Here is a 21,831-nt window from a genome sequence, read left to right as displayed (position 1 = left end):
TGCCTCTCCGTGCAGGCGGGCGATAATCACGTCGCCAGCGGATACCTCTTGGGTGCTCACAGCCCATCCCATCTGCCGTTTCGTGCGGACAGACACATGATGGGCCGGAGCAAGGGCCACAAGTACTACACCTTGTGGTACCCCACGTCCTTGACTACACGGCGCCAATCCACTCGGCGAACGCGGTGAGGGACTCGGCATCCGCGCGCTTCAGGCGGCGGATCGTCTCGATGTCCTCCCGGGCCCACGGATGCTCGCGAACGTGCTGTGGCGCCAGCCGACGGGCAACCCTCAGCGACTCGAATGCATCGTCCGGGCGCCCTGACCACAACTGGGCCCGCCCCAGCTCAACGTAGAACCCGCTGCGCCGCTCGGCCGGGATCTCTGCGCCCGGCTTCCAGTCGCGCGCTACATCGAGGGCGGCACCGATGTGGTCCTTTCCCAGCGACACGCCGACGGCGACCTCGTGGATTCGTACGCTCGACGGGCCGAACGCCGTCCCCGCGTAGACGCGCTCCTCCAGCTGGGCCGCGAACCCCGCTGCGTGCCGCAGGTGTTCCCGCGCTTCCGCCCCGGCGCCAGCGCGGGCGGCAACCACCGCGGTCCGCATGTGCAGGGCGCCCCGGGCTGCCGCTGCGCTGTCGGTTTCCGGCGCCGGGGCAGCGCCGAGCGCTGTCTCCAGCGCGGCCTGCCCCGCCCGGTAGGCGCGCGCGGCGAGGAACGTCTCCGCGCGAACGTACGAGACGACCACATCGACGTTGGGGTCGTCAGCCTGCCCGGCCGCCCACCGCATCACGTCGATCAGGCGGGCGGACAGGTCGTGGGCGCCGTACTTGTACGCCACGGCGTCAGCGCAGCGCGCTGCCGCGACGACGAGCCGTGCCGCGTCCGACCGTGCCGCTCCGGCCGCGTGATGCAGGTGCGTCAGAGCCTCCCCCAAGAGCTGCGGTGCAGAGGCCGCGATCAGCCCATACTGCGCGGCCAGCCGCCACGACACCGCCGTATCGACCTCTTGGCGCAGTCGCGCCAGCGGGCGGGCGGGCGGATCTAGCGGAACGTCGTAGCCGGCGATCGCCGCCGACACCCCGGGCAGGGCCGCGTGCACGCGGTGCGAGGTGCCCACGTAGGCCGGGTCCAGGCGGGCCGCATCCACGGTGAGCGCGGCCGCGAGGGCCTCCAGAGTGGAGGGGCTCGGCTGGCGGGTGCCCTGCTCGATGCTGCGGACCATGCCCAAGGAGACGTGGGCGGCGCGGGCGAGGTCGAGCTGGGTCATGCGTCGGGACTGGCGCCGCGCGGCAACGCGCTGCCCGATGTGGTCGGCCATGCACGCACCGTACCGTGCAGGCAAGGAGTCTTCTGCCGCTACGTGTTGACGATGTCCACGAGGTCGCGGAGCGAATCGATCGACCAGTCGGCCGCCGCACGCACAGCCGGGTCGTCCGCCCACCAGTGGCCCCACGGACCACGGCGGAGATGCGCCGTACGAAGGCCTGCCGCACGTGCCGGGAAGACGTCGTTCGCCGGGTGGTCGCCGACGTACAGCGTCTCGTCGGGAATCGTTCCGGCCTCGGTCAGGACGCGCGCGAAGAACTCCGGCGACGGCTTCGCGACACCCCACTCGCCGGACACGGCAACGAGATCGGCAGGCAGAGCCAGGGCGCGCAGCATCGCGCCTGCCTTCGGCGACTGGTTGCCCGCGATGATGACGCGGGCCCCGGCTGCCCGCACGGCGGTGAGGGCCGGGCGAACGTCGTCGTACAGGTCGCTGTCGTCGAGCTGCTCGCCGCGGCCGGCAGCCTCGCGGGCGGCGTACTCGGCCGGGACGTCGATGCTCGGTCGGACCAGGCGGAGCGCGTTGGCGTTGTCACGACCGTCCACGACGACCGCGCCGACGAGCGCCGACAGGGTGTGCCGGGGGACGTTCAGCCAGTCCGCCCAGGCCGCCCAGTACCGATCGTCACGGGTCAGGGTCTCGCCGATGTCCAGCACGACAGTCCGAATGGTCATGGCCGCAGGGTAGTCACAGGGCCGGGACGCACGAAAGCGCCCCCTCCCGACCCCGAAGGGCCGGAAGGGGGCGTCGTGCTGCTCAGGAGACCCCGTACCACTGCGAGGCCCAGCCGGTGTCGATGATGCTGGTGGTCTGCTGGGTGAGGTCGAGCATGGACGGGAGCGACGTCTGGCCGGTGAGCGTGTTCGAGTACCGCAGCCGCGGCGCCGACAGGCCGCAGTTGACCGTAATCCCGGCGCCTGTCGCCTTGAACGTCAGCAGGTTCGTGGTCCAGGTCCTGCCGAGCAGCATGGCGATGAAGTACTCGCCTGGACTGGCCGTGAACGGCGTCACCAGGTCCACCGACTTCCCCACGGCGCCGGTGAGGAGCTGCTTCGGAACCGTCTGGGTCAGCGCGGACAGGGCCGCCACCGCGGTCGTCGCGAAGGCCCGGTCTCCGTGGGGGTCGGCGGCGCCGGCGTGCGTGGTGACCTTCCCGCCGCCCCGGCTGCCGTCTCCAGCGCGCTCGTGTCCGTGGTGCCGTGCACGGTCGTGGTGGCCCCGGTGTGTGCGGTCAGCGTGGCGGCGAAGCGCACGATCCTGTCCTCGGTGGTCCGGCGGGTGGAGATCTGCGTGCAGAAGGTCGTGCGGGTGGTGCCGGTGTGGGCTCCGGCGGACGAGGTGCCCGGCGCGGAACCCACTGCCAGGTGACGTGGCCTGCGTGAACTACTGGGCCACATACCCCCTTACAGCGTAGTGGTCGCTCAGGTCGGTGTAGGTGTAGGAGGTGCCCCAGCTGGAGACGGTCCAGGGCGCGGACTCCTGCTTGACCACGGTGTTCTCCCAGGCCGCCGGGCGGGCGTTGCCCTTGCGGTAGAGGACGTAGTCGAGGTCCTCGCGCGGGTCGGTCGGGTAGCGGTAGCGCGCGATCGAGTTCTGCGCGGTGTCGAAGGAGTACGGGTGGCCCGTGCGGGTGTCGGCGCCGGCCAGGTCGGCGTCGGCGAGCATGGAGGCGTACTCCGGGCTGCGCGAGTCGACGTTCATGTCGCCCGCGACCAGGACCTGTTCGTTCGCCGGAATGTCCTTCGCGTCCAGGAACGCGTCGATGGAGCGGAACTGGCGGGCCCGCATCTGGGCCGCCTCGCCCGCACCGCAGCCGGGGTCGGTGGACTGGGCGTGGGTGCCGACGACGTGGACCCGGGCGCCGTTCACGTTCAGCACGACGTAGGCGAAGCCCTTGTTGGACCACCAGTCGGCGCCGCAGGCGTCCTTGTAGACGACCTGTTCCTTGCGGACGATCGGCCACTTGCTGAGGACCGCGACGCCGCCGTCCTCGGGGGTGGTGGCCGCGTACGCGCCGCCGGTGGCGTCCCAGCCGCTCTTGGAGCGGCCGACGACCGGGGTCTGGTACGGGTAGCGCGCGGCCGCGTTGGCCTTGAGCGCGTCGGAGGCGCCGTTGTCGAAGGCCTCCTGGAGCACGACCACGTCGTGGCCCTGGAAGAAGGATGCCTTGGGGATCTCGGCCGCGCGGTGGTCCTGGCCCCAGTTCGGGTACAGGTTCTTGCTCATCAGGAACGTGTTGTACGACAGGACGCTGAGCCGCGGGGCGGCGGCGCTCTGCGCGGCCGTGGCCGCGGGCGCCGAGGTGAGGGCCAGCGTGCCGGCGGCCAGCGCCGCGACGGCCGTGGCGGCGGCACGGCGGCGGTGGGAGGTGAGCAGCATGGGGTCTCCATCATTCCTGCGGGGGAAGATCGGCTCCGTCATCCAAGCAGCCGCGGTTACTTCGGGGTAACACCCGCGACAAGACTTTCTGTCCGGGCCACGACAACGCGGGGGCGCGGCCGGCGCCGGGCCGGCCCGGCCGCCCCCGGCATACTGGGAGGAAGGGCAGGTCCACACCCCTGGGGGCGCACGCATGAGCACGACGCAGGACCCGGTGGATCCCGCGGACGGCCCGGCGGGCCGGCGGGCGGCCGGCCGGCGCGGCGACCCGCAGCCGCCACCGCCCGGCGGGGTGCTGTGGACCATCGCCGGCGACGTACGGGCCCTGCTGATGCTGCCCGCCGCCTTCACCCTCCAGGTGGCCCACCCCGCCGTCGGGGCCGGCGTCGACGAGCACTCCGTCTTCCGCACCGACCCCTGGGGCCGCGGCGAGCGCTCGCTGCGCTCGGTCCAGCTGTGGGTGTACGGGGGCGAGGGCGCCGCCGAGGAGGGCCGCCGGGTGCGCCGCCTGCACAGGGAGATCCGGGGCACCGACACCCGGGGACGGCGCTACCACGCGCTCGACCCGGCCTGCTACGCCTGGGTGCACGCCACCGGCTTCCCGGTCTACCTGTACGCCGGGCGGTACCTGCTGCGCCGCTTCACCCCGGCCCAGGAGCGGCAGCTCTACCGGGAGTGGCTCCAGGTGGGCCGGGTCCTCGGGCTCCACGACCGGGACATGCCCCGGACCGTCGAGGAGTACTGGGTCTACTACCGCAGGATGCTGGCCGAGGAGATCGAGCCGACCGCCGTCGCCCGCGAGCTCGTCGCCACCGACGTCGCGCTGCCCCGCCCCGAGGCGGGCTCCCGGGCCGCGCGGCTGCTGCTGCGGCTCACCTGGCCGCTGCTGCGCACGGCCTTCCTGCGCCTGCGGGCGTTCGTCTCGGCCGGCTACCTGCCGCCCGAGGCGCGCGCCGCCGTCGGTCTGGAGTGGACCCCCGCGCAGGAGCGCGGGCTCCGGCTGCTGAGCACGGCCCTGCGCCTGCTCGTACCGCTGCTGCCGGAGCGGCTGCGCTACCTGCCGATCGCGCGGGCGGCGCGGGCCCGATGGCGCGCCGCCGCCCGCTGAGCCGGTCAGTGGCCGTGGTCGTGGACCGTGTTCGTCTCCGCGATCTTCTTCCAGGACTTCGGCTCCACCGGCTTGGCCGGCGCGGCCGAGCGGGCCGAGGGGGACTGCGCCGAAGCCGACGGGCCCGCCTGCCCGGCCGCCTTCGCGGCCGCCGGGTTCAGCGCCGAGGCGTCCGGCTTGCCCGGGGTGTAGAGCCAGGTCTCGAAGAGCTGCGCCAGGGGCTTCCTGGAGACCTTCTCGGCGTAGCGCACGAAGTCGCCGACCTTCGCGTTGCCGTACGCCCGCTCGGTCGGCCAGCCCTTGAGGATCTGGAAGAACCTCTCGTCGCCGACCTCGTTGCGCAGCGCCTGCACGGCGAGCGCGCCCCGGTCGTAGACGGCCCCGTGGAACTGGTTCTCCGGGCCCGGGTCACCCGGCTTGACCTGCCAGAACGGGTCCTCGGCCGGGCGGGTGGCGTAGGTCCAGTCGGCGAGCTCCTGCGCGGTGCCCTCGCCCTCCTTCTCCGACCACAGCCACTGGCTGTAGCGGGCGAAGCCCTCGTTGATCCAGATGTCCTTCCAGCCCTCGACGGACACGCTGTCGCCGTACCACTGGTGGGCCAGCTCGTGCACGACGACCGAGACGTTCGCACCGTTCTGGAACTGGCGCGGCCCGTAGAACGGCCGCGTCTGCGTCTCCAGCGCGAAGCCCGCGGTCACGTTGGGCACGTAGCCGCCCAGCGCGTTGAACGGGTACGGGCCGAAGACCCCCTCCAGCCACTCGGCCACCTCGCCGGTGCGCTCCACGCTGGCGCGCGCCGCGCCCGCGTTGTCGCCGAGGTCCTTGCTGTACGCGTTGACGATCGGCAGGCCGCTCGCGGTCCTGTCGGTGGTGATGTCGAACTTGCCGACGGCGAGCGTGGCGAGGTAGGTGGCCTGCGGCTTGTTGGAGCGCCAGTTGTAGCGGGTCCAGCCGAGCCGGGAGGTCTGCGACTGGAGCACGCCGTTGCTGATCGCCTGGGTGCCGTCCGGGACGTTGACCGAGACGTCGAAGGTGGCCTTGTCGGTGGGGTGGTCGTTGCTGGGGAACCACCAGACGGCCGAGTCGGGCTCCTGCGCGGCCACGCCGCCGTCCGGGGTGCGCTGCCAGGCGGACCAGCCGTCGACCTTGAACTCGGAGGGCTTGCCCGCGTACTTGACGACGACGGTGACCGGAGTGTTGCGGGCGAGCGGCTTGGCCGGGGTGACCTCCAGCTCCTGGGTGCCCGAGGTGGCGAACCTGGCCTTGGCGCCGTTGACCAGGATCTCGCTGACCTTGAGGCCGAAGTCCAGGTTGAAGCGCGAGAGGTCCTGCTTCGTGGTGGCGAGCAGGGTGGCCGTGCCCTCCAGGAGGTCCGTCTTCGGCTGGTACTGCAGGCGCAGGTCGTAGTGCGACACGTCGTATCCGCCGTTGCCGCTGGCCGGGTAGTAGGGGTCGCCGATACCCGGGGCGCCCGGACCGGAACTCGCCGCCGACGCCGGGATCACCAGCAGGAGGGAAGCGGCGAGCACGCTCGGGGCGATGACTTTGCGGTGCACGTAGGGCTCCAAGTGGTAGGGGAGGAGGTGGTGTTCGGGGTCCCGTCGTTCGACCGTATTCACGCCCGGCGTCCCACGTCATGTCCATGGCCCCTGCTGTCACACGATCGCCATTCGGCCGTCACGCCGACGGCTCCCGCCGACCGCCCGCCGCCCGCCCGGTGCGCCCCGGACGTGCGCCCCCGGGCGGTCGGGGCGCCTGCCCGGGCCGCCCGCCCGGCCGCCGCGGGAGCGGCTCCGGCCGCCCGGGAGAACGTCCGGAAACCGCTGCCGGTGCGGGTACGGACCCCGCACCGCCCCCGGTCGGCGCCCGCACCGCACCCCCGGCCGTCCCGCCCCGCAGCCCCGTCGCCCCTCGGGCTACCGCGCATACTGAGCGGTCGGTAATCTGGCGGCCATGACCCTTTCGACGCTCCCCCCGCTCGCCGCCCGGCACGCCTGGCACGGCGCGATCAACCCGCTGCACTCCACCGTGTACTTCTCCCCGGACATCACCAAGGAGTTCGCCGCCCTCGGGGTCACCGACCGGGTCGCCGTCAACCTCGCCCACCGCTCCGCCGCGCTGGGCGCCGTCGGCGCGGGCGCGGTCACCGCCGCGTTCTACAACTACCGCCACGACCTCGTCGCCCGGCACCTGCCGGCCCTCTGGGAGACGGTCACGCCCGCCCGGGCCCTCGCCGCCCGGCTGCGCGCCGCCGACGCCACCCTGCGCAGGCTCCTCGGCGACGACACCGTCGGCTCGCCCGAGCTCGCCGAGGCGGCCGACCTCGCGATGCGCGCCACCGAGGGCTGTACGCGGCACGGCCGCACCCTCTACTCCGCCCACGCCGACCTCCCCGTGCCCGAGGAGCCGCACCTGCGCCTCTGGCACGCCGCCACCCTGCTGCGCGAGCACCGGGGCGACGGCCACCTCGCCGCCCTCCTCATCGCGGGCCTGGACCCGCTGGAGGCCCTGGTCAGCCACACCGCCACCGGCAAGGGCATGGCCCCGAAGTGGCTCAAGGCCATCCGCGGCTGGGAGCAGTCCGACCTGGACGCCGCCGCGGCCCGGCTCCGCGAGCGCGGCGCCCTCGACGCCGACGGCGCCCTGACCGCCGAGGGCGCCGCACTGCGGGAGCGGCTGGAGACGGAGACCGACCGGCTGGACGCGGCCCCGTACGAGCACCTCGGCGCGACCGGCCTGGCCCGCCTGGCCGAGCTCGGCGGCCGGTTCGTCGTCCAGGCCGTCACCGCCGGCGCCTTCCCGGGGGACCTGCGCGGCTGACCCGGGCCGTCCCGGCGCCGTCCCCGGGTCGGGCTTACCGCGCCCCGCCGCGGCCACCTGCCACAATTGGCAGCCTTCCAGTGCAATCGAAGGCAGGCGGGACCGATCGTGACGACGTCCATCGAAGGCAGGATCGCCGAGGAGCTCGGCGTACGGGAACGGCAGGTCAAGTCCGCCGTCGAGCTGCTCGACGGCGGCTCCACCGTGCCGTTCATCGCTCGCTACCGCAAGGAGGCGACCGAGATGCTCGACGACGCCCAGCTGCGCACCCTGGAGGAGCGGCTGCGCTACCTCCGCGAGCTGGAGGACCGGCGCTCCGCGATCCTGGACTCGGTGCGCGAGCAGGGCAGGCTCGACGCCGATCTGGAGGCGCGCATCAACGCGGCCGACACCAAGGCCCGGCTGGAGGACATCTACCTCCCGTTCAAGCCCAAGCGGCGCACCAAGGCGCAGATCGCCCGCGAGGCCGGCCTGGAGCCGCTCGCCGACGGCCTGCTGGCCGACCCGTCGGCGGAACCGGCAGCCGCGGCCGCCGCGTTCGTCGACGCCGACCGGGGCGTCGCCGACGCGGCCGCCGCCCTGGAGGGCGCCCGCGCCATCCTCACCGAGAAGTTCGCCGAGGACGCCGACCTGATCGGCGAACTGCGCGAACGCATGTGGGGCCGCGGCCGGCTCGCCGCGAAGGTCCGCGAGGGCAAGGAGGAGGCGGGCGCCAAGTTCGCCGACTACTTCGACTTCACCGAGCCGTTCACCGCCCTGCCCTCGCACCGGGTGCTCGCCATGCTGCGCGGCGAGAAGGAGGACGTCCTCGCCCTCGACCTGGAGCCGGAGGAGCCCTCCGACACGCCGGGACCCTCCACGTACGAGGGCATGATCGCCCGCCGCTTCGGGGTCGCCGACCGCGGCCGCCCGGGCGACAAGTGGCTGGCCGACACCGTCCGCTGGTCCTGGCGCACCAAGATCCAGGTGCACCTCGGCATCGACCTGCGCACCCGCCTGCGCCAGGCCGCCGAGGACGAGGCCGTGCGGGTCTTCGCCGCCAACCTGCGCGACCTGCTGCTGGCGGCCCCGGCCGGGACCCGGGCCACCCTCGGCCTCGACCCGGGCTTCCGTACCGGCGTCAAGGTCGCCGTGGTGGACGCCACCGGCAAGGTCGTGGCCACCGAGGTGATCCACCCGCACGTTCCGGCCAACCGCTGGGACGAGTCCGTCGCCAAGCTCGCCCGCCTCGCGAAGGAGCACGCGGTCGAGCTGGTCGCCATCGGCAACGGCACGGCCTCGCGCGAGACCGACAAGCTGGCCGCGGACCTCATCGGCCGCCACCCCGAACTCGGCCTCACCAAGGTGATGGTCTCGGAGGCCGGTGCCTCGGTGTACTCGGCCTCGGCCTTCGCCTCGCAGGAACTCCCCGACATGGACGTGTCGTTGCGCGGCGCCGTCTCCATCGCCCGCCGCCTCCAGGACCCGCTCGCCGAACTCGTCAAGATCGACCCCAAGTCGATCGGCGTCGGCCAGTACCAGCACGACCTGGCCGAGGTGAAGCTCTCCCGCTCCCTCGACGCGGTCGTCGAGGACTGCGTGAACGGCGTCGGCGTGGACGTCAACACCGCCTCCGCGCCCCTGCTCGCGCGCGTGTCGGGCATCAGCGGCGGACTCGCCGAGAACATCGTGGCGCACCGCGACGCGAACGGCCCCTTCCGCAGCCGCAAGGGGCTCAAGGACGTGGCCCGGCTCGGCCCGAAGGCGTACGAGCAGTGCGCCGGCTTCCTGCGCATCCGCGGCGGGGACGACCCGCTGGACTCCTCGGCCGTGCACCCGGAGGCCTACCCGGTGGTCCGCGCCATGGGCAGGACCGCGGGCGGGGAGGTGGCCTCCCTGGTCGGCAACACCGCCGTGCTGCGCTCGCTGCGGCCGGAGCAGTTCGTCACCGAGGCCTTCGGGCTGCCCACGGTCACCGACATCCTGCGCGAGCTGGAGAAGCCCGGCCGCGACCCGCGGCCCGCCTTCAAGACGGCCACCTTCAAGGAGGGCGTGGAGAAGATCGGCGACCTGGCGCCGGGGATGATCCTGGAAGGGGTCGTCACCAACGTGGCGGCCTTCGGGGCCTTCATCGACATCGGCGTGCACCAGGACGGCCTGGCCCACGTCTCGGCCCTGTCCAAGACGTTCGTCAAGGACCCCCGGGACGTGGTCAAGCCCGGCGACATCGTCCGCGTGAAGGTCATGGACGTGGACATCCCGCGCAAGCGGATCTCGCTCACCCTGCGCATCGACGACGAGGCCGGCACGGACCGCTCCGCGGGCGCGCCCCGGCAGCGCGAGGACCGCCAGGAGCGCCGCGGCGGCGGCCGGCCGCCGCAGCAGCGCGGCCAGGGCGGCGGTCAAGGACAGGACGGCGGCCAGGGCCGGCGCGCGCCGGGGCAGGGCGGCCAGCGCGGCCAGGGCCAGGGACAGCGCTCCGGCGGCGGCGCCCCCGCCCCGGCCAACAGCGCGATGGCCGACGCCCTGCGCCGCGCCGGCCTCACCGCCCCCGAGAAGGGCGGCAGGCGCTAGAGGAGACGGAGGCCGGCACCGGCCCGATGCGGCCACGCGGGCCTCTGCCACGGTCGGCAAGGTTGGCCGAATAGCCACCCCACCTGGGAACATTCCTTGCCAAGCCCCCCGCACGATCTGTAGGCATGGTGGAACGCCCGTTCGTCACCCGGCGAGCGGGCTTCCGCGTTTCTCCCTCAGGACCGTATTCCCCGAGGCCGCCACGAAGGCACAGGACGCCATGCCCATGCCCACGCACGCCTACCGACGCTGCCCGAGAAAGGGTCCGAAGAGGGATCACATGCCCCACCGGCAACTCAGCCTGCGCAAGAGCTGCGAGAACATTCTCGGCCAACTGGATCTCACCCATCCGTTCTCCCTCGACGCGTTGTGCCACCGCATCGCCGAACGGCGCGGCCGCCCCATCCGGCTCCACCCCCTGCCGAAGGAGGCCGCCGAATCCGGCGTCTGCGGGCTCTGGGTGGGCACGGCCAGCGTCGACTACGTCTTCTACGAGGCCCAGACCACCCCGCTGCACCGGGAGCACATCGTGCTCCACGAGCTCGGCCACATCCTCTTCGGCCACCACTCGCTGGAAGGCGAGGAGGCCGGCGGCGGTGCCCCCACCGTGCTCGGACGCACCAACTACACCACCCGTCAGGAACAGGAGGCGGAGATGCTCGCCAGCATGATCCGCATCCGCACGGCCAACGCGGGCCCCCCGTCGGCCGCCCGCCGCGGCGGCACCCTGGCCCGGTTGGAGTCCGCCATGGGCTACGAGCGGGGGAACGATGGGAGCTGACCTGACCGCCTTCGGCGACTCGCTCGCCGTCCCGAGCGTGCTGTGCCTGTGGATCGCCGTCCTGCTGCGCGCCCCCGGCGCCCTGCGCTCCCCGCACCAGCGCGGCCTGTGGCTCGCGGTCGCGACCGCCGCCGCCGCCATGACCCTCAACCTCCCGGCGGTCGTCACCTACGCGACGGGCCGCGACCCCGGGTACGCGCACACCATCGGCCTCGTCCGCAACCTCATCGGGGTGCTGTCGGCCGGCGCCGTCCTCTACTTCGTCGCCGCCGCCACCCGCGGCCGCCGCCTCCAACTCGCCTCCGCCGTCGCCACCGTCGCCTGGCTCGGCACGCTCGTCGCGCTGGACGCCGCCGCGCCCGGACACGGCACGCACACCATGCCGCCCGTCGGCGACCCGGTGCCCTCCCTCGCGTACTGGCTGGTCCTGATCTCGGCCCACGTCATCGCCAACACCGTCTGCGTGCTGATCTGCTGGCGCTACAGCCGCCGCACCGAGAGCCGCGGACTGGCCGCCGGGCTGCGGCTGTTCGGCCTCGGGACGGCGCTGGCCGGGCTGTTCTGGCTGGCGTACCTGCTCAAGGCCCTCTTCGGCAGCGTCTGGGCGATGCCCGCCCTGCCGCTCCTGATGAACCTGCACGGCCTGCTGCGCGCCGCCGCGATCCTGGTGCCGACCCTGTTCACCTTCCGCCGCACGGCCGCCGACACCGCCACCGCCTGGCGGCTGTGGCCGCTGTGGCGCGACCTGGTCCAAGCCGTGCCGCACGTCGCGCTCAACAAACCGCGGGCCGGCCGGGTCCTGGAGCTCCTGTGGCCGCCGGTCCCGCGCAACCTGCTGGTGTACCGCAAGGTCATCGAGACGCGCGACGCGATCCTGATCCTGGGGGAGTACGCCGCACCCGGCGCCCTGGAGAGCGCCCGCGACCGCGTCGTCGGCAGCGGGGTCCCCGAACAGCGGAGCACCGCGGCCGCGCTGGCCCTCGTGCTCAGGGAGGCCCGGGAGGCGAAGCTCGCCGGGCTGCCCGGACAGCCCGGCGAGGCCACCGCGCTGGAACTGCCCGCCGCCATCCAGACCTCGCAGGAGGGCGGCGACCTGGCGGAGGAGGCCCGCTTCCTGGTGGACGTGGCCCAGGCCTACGCCGCGCCCGCCCCCGCACCCGCCACCCCGTGAACCACCCGGCCCGGCGACCGGCCGCACCTCCGGCCCCCCGCCCGGCCGCCTGCTCGACCGCGAGGAAGTGAACCGACCGTGACCACCGTACTGATCACCGGGGCCAGCGCCGGGCTGGGCGCCGCCTTCGCCCGGGCCTTCGCCGCCAAGGGCTGCGACCTGGTGCTCGTGGCCCGCGACGAGGACCGCCTCACGCGGCTGGCCGAGCGGCTGGGCCGGGAGTTCGGCGCGGCCGCCGAGGTGCTCCCCGCCGACCTGCTCGACGCGACCGGACTCGCCGCGGTCGCCCGGCGGCTCGCCGACCGCGCCCGGCCCGTGGACGTCCTGGTCAACAACGCCGGCTTCGGGTTGCCCGCGCCCTTCCCGTACAACCCGGTCGAGGACGAGGAGCGGATGCTCGACCTGCTGGTCAAGGTCCCGCTCCGGCTCACCCACGCCGCCCTGCCCGGGCTGCGCGAGCGGCGCCGCGGCGCGGTCCTCAACGTCTCCTCGGTGGCCGGACTGCTGCCGACCGGGACGTACGGGGCCGCCAAGGCCTGGATCACCGCGTTCAGCGAGTCCCTGCGGGTCGACATGGAGCCGTACGGGGTACGGGTCCTGGCGGTCGTGCCCGGCTTCACCCGCACCGAGTTCCAGGAGCGGGCCGGGATGGACGTCAGCGGGCTGCGCGACGCGGTCTGGCTGGAGCCGGAGGCCGTGGTGGCCAAGGCCCTGAAGGACCTGGCCCGGCGCCGCCCGGTCAGTGTCACCGGCCGCCGCTACCAGGCGTACGCGCTCGCCGTCCGCCACCTCCCGCGCGGGTTCGTGGCCCGCAGGATGGCCCGCGCACGGCGGCCCCCGGCGGACCCGGCGGCCCGCCCGCACCCGGCGGGCGGGGACGCGGCTACAGCTCGGTGACCGTGCCGTCCGCCACCCGAAGGCGCCGGGTGACCTGGACGGCGTCCAGCATGCGGCGGTCGTGGGTGACCAGCAGCAGGGTGCCCTCGTAGGACTCCAGCGCGGCCTCCAACTGCTCGATCGCCGGAAGGTCCAGGTGGTTGGTGGGCTCGTCCAGGACCAGCAGGTTCACCCCGCGGCCCTGGAGCAGCGCCAGCGCCGCCCGGGTGCGCTCGCCCGGCGAGAGGGTCGCGGCCGGCCGCAGCACGTGGGCCGCCTTGAGGCCGAACTTGGCCAGCAGCGTGCGCACCTCGGCCGGCTCGGTGTCCGGGACGGCCGCGCAGAAGGCCTCCAGCAGCGGTTCGTCACCGAGGAACAGGCCGCGGGCCTGGTCGACCTCGCCGACCAGCACGCCGGAGCCGAGGACGGCCGAGCCGCTGTCCGGAGCCAGCCGGCCCAGCAGGACGGCCAGCAGGGTCGACTTGCCCGCACCGTTGGCCCCGGTGATCGCCACCCGGTCCGCCCAGTCGATCTGCAGGCTGGCCGGGCCGAAGGCGAAGTCCCCGCGCCGCACGGCCGCCTCGCGCAGGGTGGCCACCACCGAGCCGGAGCGCGGCGCCGCCGCGATCTCCATGCGCAGCTCCCACTCCTTGCGCGGCTCCTCGACGACCTCCAGCCGCTCGATGGCGCGCTGCGTCTGCCGGGCCTTGGCCGCCTGCTTCTCGCTGGACTCGCCGCGCAGGTTCTTGCCGATCTTGTCGTTGTCGCTCGCCTTGCGGCGGGCGTTGCGCACGCCCTTGTCCATCCAGTTGCGCTGCATCTGGGCCCGGCCCTCCAGGGCCGACTTCCTGCCCGCGTACTCGTCGAACTCCTCGCGGGCGTGGTCGCGGGCGCGCTCGCGCTCCTCCAGGTAGGCGTCGTAGCCGCCGCCGTAGAGGTTGATCTGCTGCTGGGCCAGGTCGAGTTCGAGGACCTTGGTGACGGTGCGGGTGAGGAACTCGCGGTCGTGGCTGATGACGACCGTGCCCGCGCGCAGCCCCTTGACGAACCGCTCCAGCCGCTCCAGACCGTCCAGGTCGAGGTCGTTGGTGGGCTCGTCCAGCAGGAACACGTCGTAGCGCGACAGCAGGAGCGAGGCGAGGCCCGCGCGGGCCGCCTGCCCGCCCGAGAGCGCCGTCATCGGCAGGTCCAGCCCGACCGCCAGCCCCAGGTCGTCCGCCACCTCCTGGGCGCGCTCTTCGAGGTCGGCCCCGCCCAGGTCGAGCCACCGGTCGAGCGCGGTCGCGTACGCGTCGTCCGCGCCCGGGGTCCCGTCCACCAGGCCCTGCGTCGCCTCGTCCAGCTCCGCCTGCGCGGCGGCCACGCCGGTGCGCCGCGCCAGGAACTCCCGTACCGACTCGCCGGGCCGGCGCTCCGGCTCCTGCGGGAGGTGGCCGACGGCGGCGGTGGGCGGGGAGAGGCGCAGCTCACCGGTCTCGGGCGCGTCCAGCCCGGCGAGCAGCCTCAGCAGGGTGGACTTCCCGGCGCCGTTGACGCCGACGAGACCGATGACGTCGCCGGGCGCGACGACGAGGTCGAGATCGGCGAAGAGGGTGCGCTCGCCGTGCGCGGCGGTGAGCTTCTTGGCGACGAGGGTTGCAGTCATGATCTGCCGATCCTATCCGTGCCCCGAGACGGCCCGGACGGCACCGACGGCCTAGGTGCCGATCACCCGCAGTCCGGCCCACAGCGCGACCACCGCCGCCAGCAGCGCCGCCGGCGTGGTCACCAGGCCGAGGCGGGTGAACTCGCCCAGGCCCGGGCGCAGGCCGTGGGCCTGCAGGACGCGCCGCCACAGCAGGGTGGCCAAGGAGCCGGCGTAGGTCAGGTTCGGGCCGATGTTCACGCCGATGAGCACCGCCAGCACCGGGCCCGCACCGGCAGGGGCGGCCAGCGGGAGCAGGGCGAGCACCGCGGGCAGGTTGTTGATCAGGTTGGCGAGGACGGCGGCCACGGCGGCGACGGCCAGCAGCGCGGGCAGCGCGTCCCCCTCCGGCAGCACCCGGGCCAGCCCGGCGCCCAGACCGTGGTCCACCACCGCCCGCACCACCACGCCCAGGGCGAGGACGAACAGGCAGAACGCGGGCGCCGCCGACCCCAGGATGCGGCGCGGGGTCGTCTCCCGGCGCCGCAGCGCGCGGACGGCCAAGGCGACCGTCCCGGCCAGCGCCGCCCACGCCGGGCTGGCGTCGGCGAAGGAGGCCGCGGCGAACCCGGCCAGCGTCAGGGCGAGGACGGCGAGCGCGAACCGCGGAACGGGCACCCGCTCCGCCGCGTCCGGCACGTGCTCCGGCGGGGCCTGGAGGTCGCCCCGGAACCAGCGCCGGAACACGGCGTACTCGACGCCGATCGCGACCAGCCACGGCAGGGCCATCAGCGCCGCGAACCGGGTGAAGGAGAGCCCGCTCGCGGCGAAGGCCAGCAGGTTGGTCAGGTTGGACACCGGCAGCAGCAGCGAGGCCGTGTTCGACAGGTGCGCGATGGCGAAGACGTGCGGGCGCGGCCGGGCCCCCAGCCGCGCCGCGGCCGCCAGCACCACCGGGGTGAGCAGCACCACCGTCGCGTCCAGGCTGAGGGCGGCCGTGACCACCGAGGCCACCGCGAACACCCCGGCGAGCAGCGCGCCCGGCCCGCGCGCGGCGGCCCGGCGGGCCACGGCGTCCCCGGCGGCCCGGAAGAGCCCGGCGTCGGCGCAGAGCTGGGCGAGCGCCAGGACGACGGCGAGGAAGCCGACCACGGGCAGCAGCTCCCGCACCTGCTCCCAGGCGTCGGCCGGGGACACCACGCCGAGCGCGACGAGCAGCCCGGCCGCGGGGACGGCGGCGGCGGCCTCGGGCAGTCCGCGGGGGCGGACCACGGCGAAGGCCAGTACCCCGAGGAGGAGGACGGCCGACAGGACCTCGGCGGCGACGGTGTTCAGCGCGGGCTCCGGATCGGGGGACGGAGGGACGGGAGGACGGGCCGGCCGACGGGCCCCAGGGGCCCGCCCGATGGCCGGATCGGTGGGAAGCGCGTCATTGCGGCCGCGCGCCCCGCCGTCACACCATGGGGCCATGTCGGTGCGAAACGTGCTCGTCGTCCTCTACGACGGGGTGCAGAGCCTGGACGTCACCGGTCCGGTCGAGGTGTTCGCCGCGGTGGACCGCTGTCCCGGCCGGACAGGCTACGCGATCCGGACCGTGTCGCCGGGCGGCGGGCCCGTCCGCACGTCGAGCGGGCTCGCGCTGCTGCCGGACGGCGCGCTGGAGGCCGCCAGGCCCGGTCCCGGGACCACGCTGCTGGTGCCGGGCGGCCGCTTCACGGCCGACTTCGAGCCGCGGATCACCGACTGGCTGCGCGCCCGCGGGAGCGGCGCGGAGCGGCTGGTGTCCGTGTGCACGGGAGGGCTGCTGCTGGCGGAGGCCGGGCTGCTGGACGGGCGCCGGGCGACGACGCACTGGTCCGCCTGCGAGGCCATGGCACGGGACTACCCGCGGGTGTCGGTGGAGCCGGACCCCATCTACGTACGGGACGGCCCGGTGGCGACCTCGGCCGGGGTCACGGCCGGCATCGACCTGGCCCTCGCCCTCGTGGAGGAGGACCACGGACGGGACGTGGCGCTGGTCATCGCCCGGCACCTGGTGGTGTTCCTGCGCCGGCCCGGCAATCAGGCCCAGTTCAGCGCGCAGCTCGCGGCGCAGACCGCACGGCGGGAGCCGCTGCGCGACGTGCAGCAGTGGATCACCGAGAACCCGGGCGGCGACCTGGGCGTGGAGGCGCTCGCGGCGCGGGCCCGCCTCTCGCCGCGGCACTTCGCCCGGGCCTTCCGCGCGGAGACGGGGGTGACTCCGGGGCGGTACGTGGAGCGGGTGCGCGTGGAACACGCGCGGCGGCTCCTGGAGGACACCGGCGAGGGCATCGCGCAGATCGCCCGTACCTGCGGCTACGGAACACCGGAGGCGCTGCGCCGGGCCTTCGTGAAGGCCCTGGGCCAGCCTCCGGCGGAGTACCGCCGGCGCTTCGGCTCCCCGGTCCGCCCGTGCGCCGCGGACCGGCCCGCGCCGGCCCCGTACGAGCACGAGCGCCCCGCATGACCAGCACGGCCCCCGCCCACCGGGCGCGGGAGGACACCGCCCGACGCTCCGGAGGAGCCATGCAGATCGCCGTACTGCTCTACGACCGTTTCACCGCCCTCGACGCCGTGGGCCCCTTCGACACCCTCGGCCGGCTCCCCGGCGCGCGGACCGTGTTCGTCGCCGAGCGCCCCGGCCCGGTGCGCAACGACAGCGGGCAGCTGTCGCTGGTCGCCGAGAAGGGCCTCGGCGAGGTGCTGCGGCCCGACATCGTGATCGTGCCCGGCGGTCCGTTCCCCGAGGCGGAGACGGAGAACCCGGCGGTCCTGGACTGGCTGCGGGCCGTCGACGCGACGACCGCCTGGACCACCTCCGTGTGCACCGGCTCGCTGCTGCTCGCCGCCGCCGGACTGCTCGACGGTCGCCGGGCCGCCGGCCACTGGCTCTTCCTGGACCGGCTGCCGCGGTACGGCGCCGAGCCCACGGGGGAGCGGGTGGTGTTCGACGGCAAGTACGTCACCGCCGCCGGAGTGTCCGCCGGGATCGACATGGGTCTGGCGCTGCTCGGCCGGATCGCCGGCGACGACGTCGCCCGCACGGTCCAGCTGATGACCGAGTACGACCCGCAGCCGCCCTACGACGCCGGCTCCCCCGACAAGGCCCCGGCCGAGCTCGTCGCACGGCTGCGCGCGGTCAGCCCGCTGTAGGCCCGTGGACGGCGGACCCGTGGTCCGGCCCGGATCCGGCCGGGGCCGCGTCCGGCCGCCAGGTGAAGGCGGGAGCGCGCCGCTGGAGGAACGCGGCGACGCCTTCCGCGGTGTCGCCGCTCCCGGCCGCCTGGTCCGCCCAGTAGGCGTCCCGGTCGGTGCGCCCGTCCGCGAACTCCTTGGCCGCGGCCTGGGTCAGCGGCGAGCGCGAGACCAGCACGCGCGCGAACGCGGCGATCCGCTCGTCCAGGCCGCCCGCCGGCAGCAGTTCGTTCAGGAAACCGGCGTGCAGCGCCTGCTCCGCGTCGATCAACTCCGCCGAGAACAGCAGGTACTTGGCCCACGCGGGGCCGACCAGGGAGGCCAGCCGCCGGGTGGAGGAGGCCGGGTAGACGATGCCCAGCTTCGCCGGGGTCACGCCGAACGACGCGCCCTCCTCGGCGAACCGCAGGTCGCACGCGGCGGCCAGCTGGCCGCCGCCGCCCACGCAGAAACCGCGGATCGCGGCGAGGGTCGGCCTGGGGAACGCGGCCAGGGCCTCCTCCGCGGCCACGGCCAGCGCCTGCGGGTCCTCGCGGCCGGTCAGGGAGGAGATGTCCGCCCCGGCGCAGAAGGTCGGCCCGGCCCCGGTCAGGACGAGCACCCGTACGGCGGGGTCGGCCGCGAGCTCCGCGAGCAGGACGGGCAGCGCCCGCCACATGGCGGCCGTCATCGCGTTCCGCTTGGCGGGGTGGGAGATGACCACGGTGGCGACCCCGTCGGCGACCGCGTGCCGCAGGGCCGCGTCGGGGGCCTGCCGCGGGGCCGGGCCCCGGTCCGGCTGGCGGGCTGCGTCCATGCGCCGGATGCTATCGCGGGCCGCCGCTCCTATGATCGGGGGAGTCCGTCCCAGGGGGGTGCGAGGAGGTGGCACGCCCATGGGCACAGGCCGTACCGAGGCGAAGGACCGGGAGCCGCGGCGCGAGAAGGGGAAACTGGGCCGCAGCTTCGGGCTGCTGGCCGTGCTCGGGGTGATCCTCGTCCTGGCCGGTCTGGTCGGTCTCGTCTACACCAACGTGGCCACCTTGACCTCCATGTTCCTCTTCGGCTGGCTGCTGCTCATCGGCGGTGTGGTGGGCCTGCTGCAAGCCGTGCAGTCGCGCAGGAGCAACTTCTTCTGGCTCGCCGTCATCGTCGCCGCGGTCAACATCGCGGCCGGGGTCGTCGTCCTTCGGCGCCCCGAGGCGAGCGCCGAGGCGCTCACCATGTTCGCCGCGCTGCTCTTCCTCACCGCCGGGCTGTTCCGGCTGGTCGGCTCGCTCGTGGTGCGCGGCAGCAATTTCGGGCTGGCTCTGGTCCAGGGCGCCTTCGGGGTGCTGCTGGGCGTGCTGATCCTGTCCAACTGGCCGGGCAACAGCCTCTACGTGATCGGAACCTTCTTCTCCCTCGCCCTGCTGTTCGACGGCCTGAGCCTGGTGGCGCTGGGCATCGGCGCGCGGCGCATCCTGGGCTTGGTCAGGGAAGACGGGGAGCCGGCGGGGGCGGGCGCGCCGGGCGGGGTCCGTGAGGCGGCCGATAAGCGTCGGACAGGAGATCAGGAACAGTCGAACAACTGACTCCGTCATGCGCCACTGGTCAGAAAGTGTCCGATTGCCGCTGACTTATGGTCAGCGCACCGGTCCGGACCAGGGTGGTCCCACTCTTGACGGGTGGAGACGATCGAGCGTGAAGACGGGGGACGGAAGATGGATGTCAGCGGGAGCGTCCCGCCAGCCAGGGAGGGGACGCCGGGTGCTCCGGCCGACCCCCTCGCGTACGAGGGCGTGTGGCGGTTCACCGCCCCCGCCGTAGAAGAATCCGTTCCGCAGGCCCGGCGGGCCGTTCGCGACCTGCTCGGTCGCCAGGGAGTGCCGGCCGACCGCGACCTGGTCTACTCCCTGCTGCTGATCGTCTCCGAACTGGTGACGAACACCGTCCGGCACGCCGCCCTGCTCTCGCCGGAGGTGGCGGTCGAGGTCGCGATCGGCCGGGCATGGGTACGGGTGGCCGTCGAGGACGACCACCCGTACCGCCCCAAGGCGCTGGAGGCCGATTTCGGCCAGACCGGCGGCCGGGGCCTGCTCCTGGTGCGTGAGCTCACGCTGGAGGCCGGCGGGGTCTGCGACGTGGAGCACACCTCGACCGGCGGCAAGGTCATCTGGGCGGCGCTGCCGCTCACCGCCCCGGCCCGCTGAGCCCCGCACACGACGGACCCGGGCCCGCTACCAGCCGGCGGCGTCCCCGGTCAGCTCGCGGACGGCCGGCCGCGCCGCGTCCAGCACGGTCATGAACCAGGCGGAGAACGGCGCTTCGGCGTGCCGCTTCACCAGCTCCTCGGCCGTGACGAAGGCCGTGTCCCCGACCTCTTCCGGATCGGGCCGCAGGGCGGCCTGCGCCAGTCCCACGAACAGGTGGTTGAACTCCTGCTCCACCAGACCCGACGCCGGATCGGGGTGGTTGTAGCGCACCGTCCCCGCCTCCGCGAGCAGCGAGGGGGAGAGCCCCAGCTCCTCGTACGTGCGCCGGGCGGCCGCGGCGAACGGCGACTCACCGGGGTAGGGGTGGCCGCAGCAGGTGTTCGACCAGACGCCGGGGGAGTGGTACTTCCCGAGGGCGCGCTGCTGGAGCAGCAGGCGGCCCTGCTCGTCGAAGAGGAACACGGAGAACGCCCGGTGCAACTGTCCGGGGGCCTGGTGGGCGGAGAGTTTCTCCGCCGTGCCGATGGTGTTGCCGGACTCGTCGACCAGTTCGAGCATGATCGCTTCTTGAGTGCCGGTGCCGTTGGACGCGCTGTTCGCGGCGGTGGCTGGTGTGGTCGGCATACCCATCCTTCGCTTCGGACTCCGGCCTTCAGTCTGCCGTACAAAAGCGGCTTGTCCCCACTTCGGACATCCGTGCACCCGTGCCCCTCCCTCCGTGATAAGCGAGGAGGGAGGGACACGGCGACCGGTGCGTCAGACGCCGAACGGGGCCGGATAGCCGATCGTGCCCGACGGAACCGGAACCGAATCGTCCAGGACCAGTGCCATCATCGCCCCGTCCGGCACCTCGAAGGGAGCCCGGATGCCGAAGCGCGACGCCGGCACGAACCCGAAGCGCGGGTAGTACTCCGGGTGCCCCAGCACCAGCACGAGCGATTCCCCGCGCGTCCGGGCGGCCGCGAGCAGCGCCCGTACGACGGAGCTGCCCGCGCCCGAACGCTGGAGCGCGGGATCGACGGCCACCGGCGCGAGCGCCAGCGCACGCGCCCCGCCGACCTCGCACACGGTGAGCAGGGCGTGCGCCGCGACCGAGCCGTCCGGCGCCTCGGCCACGTACGACAGCCCGGGCACCCAGGCGCCGTCGGTACGGAGGGCGTCCACGAGGTCCGCCTCCAGAGGGGTGTCGAACGCCGCGAGGTTGACGGCCCGCACGGCCCCGATGTCGCCCGCCGTCTCCGGCCGCGCGGGCCAGCGCGGCCCGGCCCCGGGCGTCGCCGGCGCGATCGCCCAGGGGAACGCCTCGCGGGCGGCGGCGGAGGAGACGTCGGACACACCGGAGGCGTCGGACGGATGGGTGGAAGGACCGGCGGAGCGGTCGGAAGAGCGGGAGGTGTCGGTCAACGTGAACCCTTGGGAAAGGGGCGCGGCCGACGGGCGATCGGTCTGCGATCAGCCCCGGCCGGATGCCCGGAAGGAAGAGGAGGCGTACCGGAGGTCGGCGCACGCGGCGACGACGGCTGCGACGGTCATCAACACACCTCTTTCCCCTCGGATCGGATCCATCCGGATCGGGCTCGGACGCTCGTGCGGAGATCGCACGCGTCGCCGTCCACGGTAGCATCCGGGCCGCTTGTGATCGGCCGCCGCGATCACCGATGATGATCAACGTCGGCCCCCGTGCCCCCTGGTCACCGGCGTTCCCCGGGCGTGCGCCGGGGTGCGGATCGGGGCGTAAACGGGCGGTGAACCCCGCCTTCCATTCATCCGATAGCCTCTGCCGACGTGCCGCCGCC

Annotated in this window: 21 protein-coding genes; 11 read left to right on the top strand and 10 right to left on the bottom strand. The window is 74.0% G+C overall.

Translation table 11 applies throughout. From position 1 onward, the window contains the following. Positions 1-154 precede the first annotated feature (154 nt). From CP968_RS06445 to CP968_RS06435, 3 genes are all read right to left on the bottom strand, one after another. Positions 155-1,324: a helix-turn-helix domain-containing protein gene (locus CP968_RS06445; protein ID WP_150517074.1), complete on the bottom strand. Its 1,170-nt coding sequence runs from the start codon at positions 1,322-1,324 to the stop codon at positions 155-157. Between the two features lie 38 nt (positions 1,325-1,362). Beyond that, complete coding sequence (locus tag CP968_RS06440) at positions 1,363-2,007, bottom strand: HAD family hydrolase (RefSeq protein WP_150517073.1); 645 nt, start codon at positions 2,005-2,007, stop codon at positions 1,363-1,365. A gap of 82 nt (positions 2,008-2,089) precedes the next feature. After that, positions 2,090-2,422 carry a hypothetical protein gene (locus CP968_RS06435; protein WP_150517072.1) on the bottom strand — a complete coding sequence of 111 codons (333 nt, stop codon included), beginning with the start codon at positions 2,420-2,422 and terminating at the stop codon, positions 2,090-2,092. 48 nt (positions 2,423-2,470) lie between these two features. Between CP968_RS06435 and CP968_RS06430 the strand changes: the two genes are divergently transcribed. Beyond that, the gene (locus CP968_RS06430; RefSeq protein ID WP_150517071.1) at positions 2,471-2,701 is read left to right on the top strand and encodes a hypothetical protein; all 231 of its coding nucleotides are present in this window, start codon (positions 2,471-2,473) and stop codon (positions 2,699-2,701) included. A 15-nt stretch (positions 2,702-2,716) separates the two neighbouring features. On the opposite strand, the gene sph is transcribed toward CP968_RS06430, so the two are convergent. Next, positions 2,717-3,712 (bottom strand): sphingomyelin phosphodiesterase, encoded by a 996-nt coding sequence (sph, locus tag CP968_RS06425; protein ID WP_150517070.1) that lies wholly within the window; start codon positions 3,710-3,712, stop codon positions 2,717-2,719. A 193-nt stretch (positions 3,713-3,905) separates the two neighbouring features. Between sph and CP968_RS06420 the strand changes: the two genes are divergently transcribed. After that, positions 3,906-4,820: an oxygenase MpaB family protein gene (locus tag CP968_RS06420; protein ID WP_150517069.1), complete on the top strand. Its 915-nt coding sequence runs from the start codon at positions 3,906-3,908 to the stop codon at positions 4,818-4,820. A 5-nt stretch (positions 4,821-4,825) separates the two neighbouring features. On the opposite strand, the gene CP968_RS06415 is transcribed toward CP968_RS06420, so the two are convergent. Continuing rightward, positions 4,826-6,376, bottom strand: coding sequence for a M1 family metallopeptidase (locus tag CP968_RS06415; protein ID WP_150521764.1), 1,551 nt, complete (start codon positions 6,374-6,376; stop codon positions 4,826-4,828). A gap of 397 nt (positions 6,377-6,773) precedes the next feature. Here CP968_RS06415 and CP968_RS06410 point away from each other — a divergent pair, with 397 nt between their 5' ends. From CP968_RS06410 to CP968_RS06390, 5 genes are all read left to right on the top strand, one after another. Next, complete coding sequence (locus CP968_RS06410; RefSeq protein WP_150517068.1) at positions 6,774-7,640, top strand: SCO6745 family protein; 867 nt, start codon at positions 6,774-6,776, stop codon at positions 7,638-7,640. Between the two features lie 108 nt (positions 7,641-7,748). Continuing rightward, on the top strand, positions 7,749-10,193 hold the full coding sequence (locus CP968_RS06405) for a Tex family protein (protein ID WP_150517067.1): 2,445 nt from the start codon (positions 7,749-7,751) through the stop codon (positions 10,191-10,193). Between the two features lie 280 nt (positions 10,194-10,473). Continuing rightward, the gene (locus CP968_RS06400) at positions 10,474-10,974 is read left to right on the top strand and encodes an ImmA/IrrE family metallo-endopeptidase (RefSeq protein ID WP_150517066.1); all 501 of its coding nucleotides are present in this window, start codon (positions 10,474-10,476) and stop codon (positions 10,972-10,974) included. Then, positions 10,964-12,145, top strand: a complete 1,182-nt coding sequence (locus CP968_RS06395) for an MAB_1171c family putative transporter (RefSeq protein WP_150517065.1) — start codon at positions 10,964-10,966, stop codon at positions 12,143-12,145. Before CP968_RS06400 ends, CP968_RS06395 begins: the two co-directional genes overlap by 11 nt. Before the next feature lie 78 nt (positions 12,146-12,223). After that, positions 12,224-13,042, top strand: a complete 819-nt coding sequence (locus CP968_RS06390; protein WP_150517064.1) for an SDR family NAD(P)-dependent oxidoreductase — start codon at positions 12,224-12,226, stop codon at positions 13,040-13,042. Here the strand turns inward: CP968_RS06390 and CP968_RS06385 are convergent. Together CP968_RS06385 and CP968_RS06380 are read right to left on the bottom strand one after the other, a co-directional pair. Then, the gene (locus tag CP968_RS06385; RefSeq protein ID WP_150517063.1) at positions 13,029-14,666 is read right to left on the bottom strand and encodes an ABC-F family ATP-binding cassette domain-containing protein; all 1,638 of its coding nucleotides are present in this window, start codon (positions 14,664-14,666) and stop codon (positions 13,029-13,031) included. The genes CP968_RS06390 and CP968_RS06385 overlap by 14 nt on opposite strands. 51 nt (positions 14,667-14,717) lie before the next feature. Beyond that, positions 14,718-15,980, bottom strand: coding sequence for an SLC13 family permease (locus CP968_RS06380; RefSeq protein ID WP_167536917.1), 1,263 nt, complete (start codon positions 15,978-15,980; stop codon positions 14,718-14,720). 133 nt (positions 15,981-16,113) lie between these two features. Between CP968_RS06380 and CP968_RS06375 the strand changes: the two genes are divergently transcribed. Both CP968_RS06375 and CP968_RS06370 read left to right on the top strand, forming a co-directional pair. Then, entirely contained in the window at positions 16,114-17,133 is a 1,020-nt protein-coding gene (locus CP968_RS06375) for a GlxA family transcriptional regulator (protein ID WP_150517061.1), read from the top strand. Between the two features lie 59 nt (positions 17,134-17,192). Then, the gene (locus tag CP968_RS06370; protein ID WP_150521763.1) at positions 17,193-17,819 is read left to right on the top strand and encodes a DJ-1/PfpI family protein; all 627 of its coding nucleotides are present in this window, start codon (positions 17,193-17,195) and stop codon (positions 17,817-17,819) included. Here the strand turns inward: CP968_RS06370 and CP968_RS06365 are convergent. Beyond that, entirely contained in the window at positions 17,806-18,657 is an 852-nt protein-coding gene (locus tag CP968_RS06365) for an enoyl-CoA hydratase/isomerase family protein (RefSeq protein WP_150517060.1), read from the bottom strand. The two genes, CP968_RS06370 and CP968_RS06365, sit on opposite strands and share 14 nt — an antisense overlap. A gap of 79 nt (positions 18,658-18,736) precedes the next feature. Here CP968_RS06365 and CP968_RS06360 point away from each other — a divergent pair, with 79 nt between their 5' ends. Both CP968_RS06360 and CP968_RS06355 read left to right on the top strand, forming a co-directional pair. Further along, on the top strand, positions 18,737-19,414 hold the full coding sequence (locus CP968_RS06360; protein ID WP_150517059.1) for an HdeD family acid-resistance protein: 678 nt from the start codon (positions 18,737-18,739) through the stop codon (positions 19,412-19,414). Between the two features lie 129 nt (positions 19,415-19,543). After that, positions 19,544-20,032, top strand: a complete 489-nt coding sequence (locus tag CP968_RS06355) for an ATP-binding protein (protein WP_229886252.1) — start codon at positions 19,544-19,546, stop codon at positions 20,030-20,032. Positions 20,033-20,059: 27 nt separating this feature from the next. Here the strand turns inward: CP968_RS06355 and idi are convergent, their stop codons facing one another. Both idi and CP968_RS06345 read right to left on the bottom strand, forming a co-directional pair. Next, on the bottom strand, positions 20,060-20,659 hold the full coding sequence (idi, locus tag CP968_RS06350; RefSeq protein ID WP_150517057.1) for an isopentenyl-diphosphate Delta-isomerase: 600 nt from the start codon (positions 20,657-20,659) through the stop codon (positions 20,060-20,062). A gap of 132 nt (positions 20,660-20,791) precedes the next feature. Continuing rightward, a complete protein-coding gene (locus tag CP968_RS06345; protein WP_150517056.1) occupies positions 20,792-21,439 on the bottom strand; it encodes a GNAT family N-acetyltransferase in 648 nt (215 codons plus the stop codon). Between the last annotated feature and the right edge of the window lie 392 nt (positions 21,440-21,831).

Source organism: Streptomyces subrutilus, from assembly GCF_008704535.1.
Lineage (GTDB): Bacteria > Actinomycetota > Actinomycetes > Streptomycetales > Streptomycetaceae > Streptomyces > Streptomyces subrutilus.
Note: the sequence above shows the minus strand (reverse complement) of the source record. Positions and strands in the feature narration are given on the sequence as shown.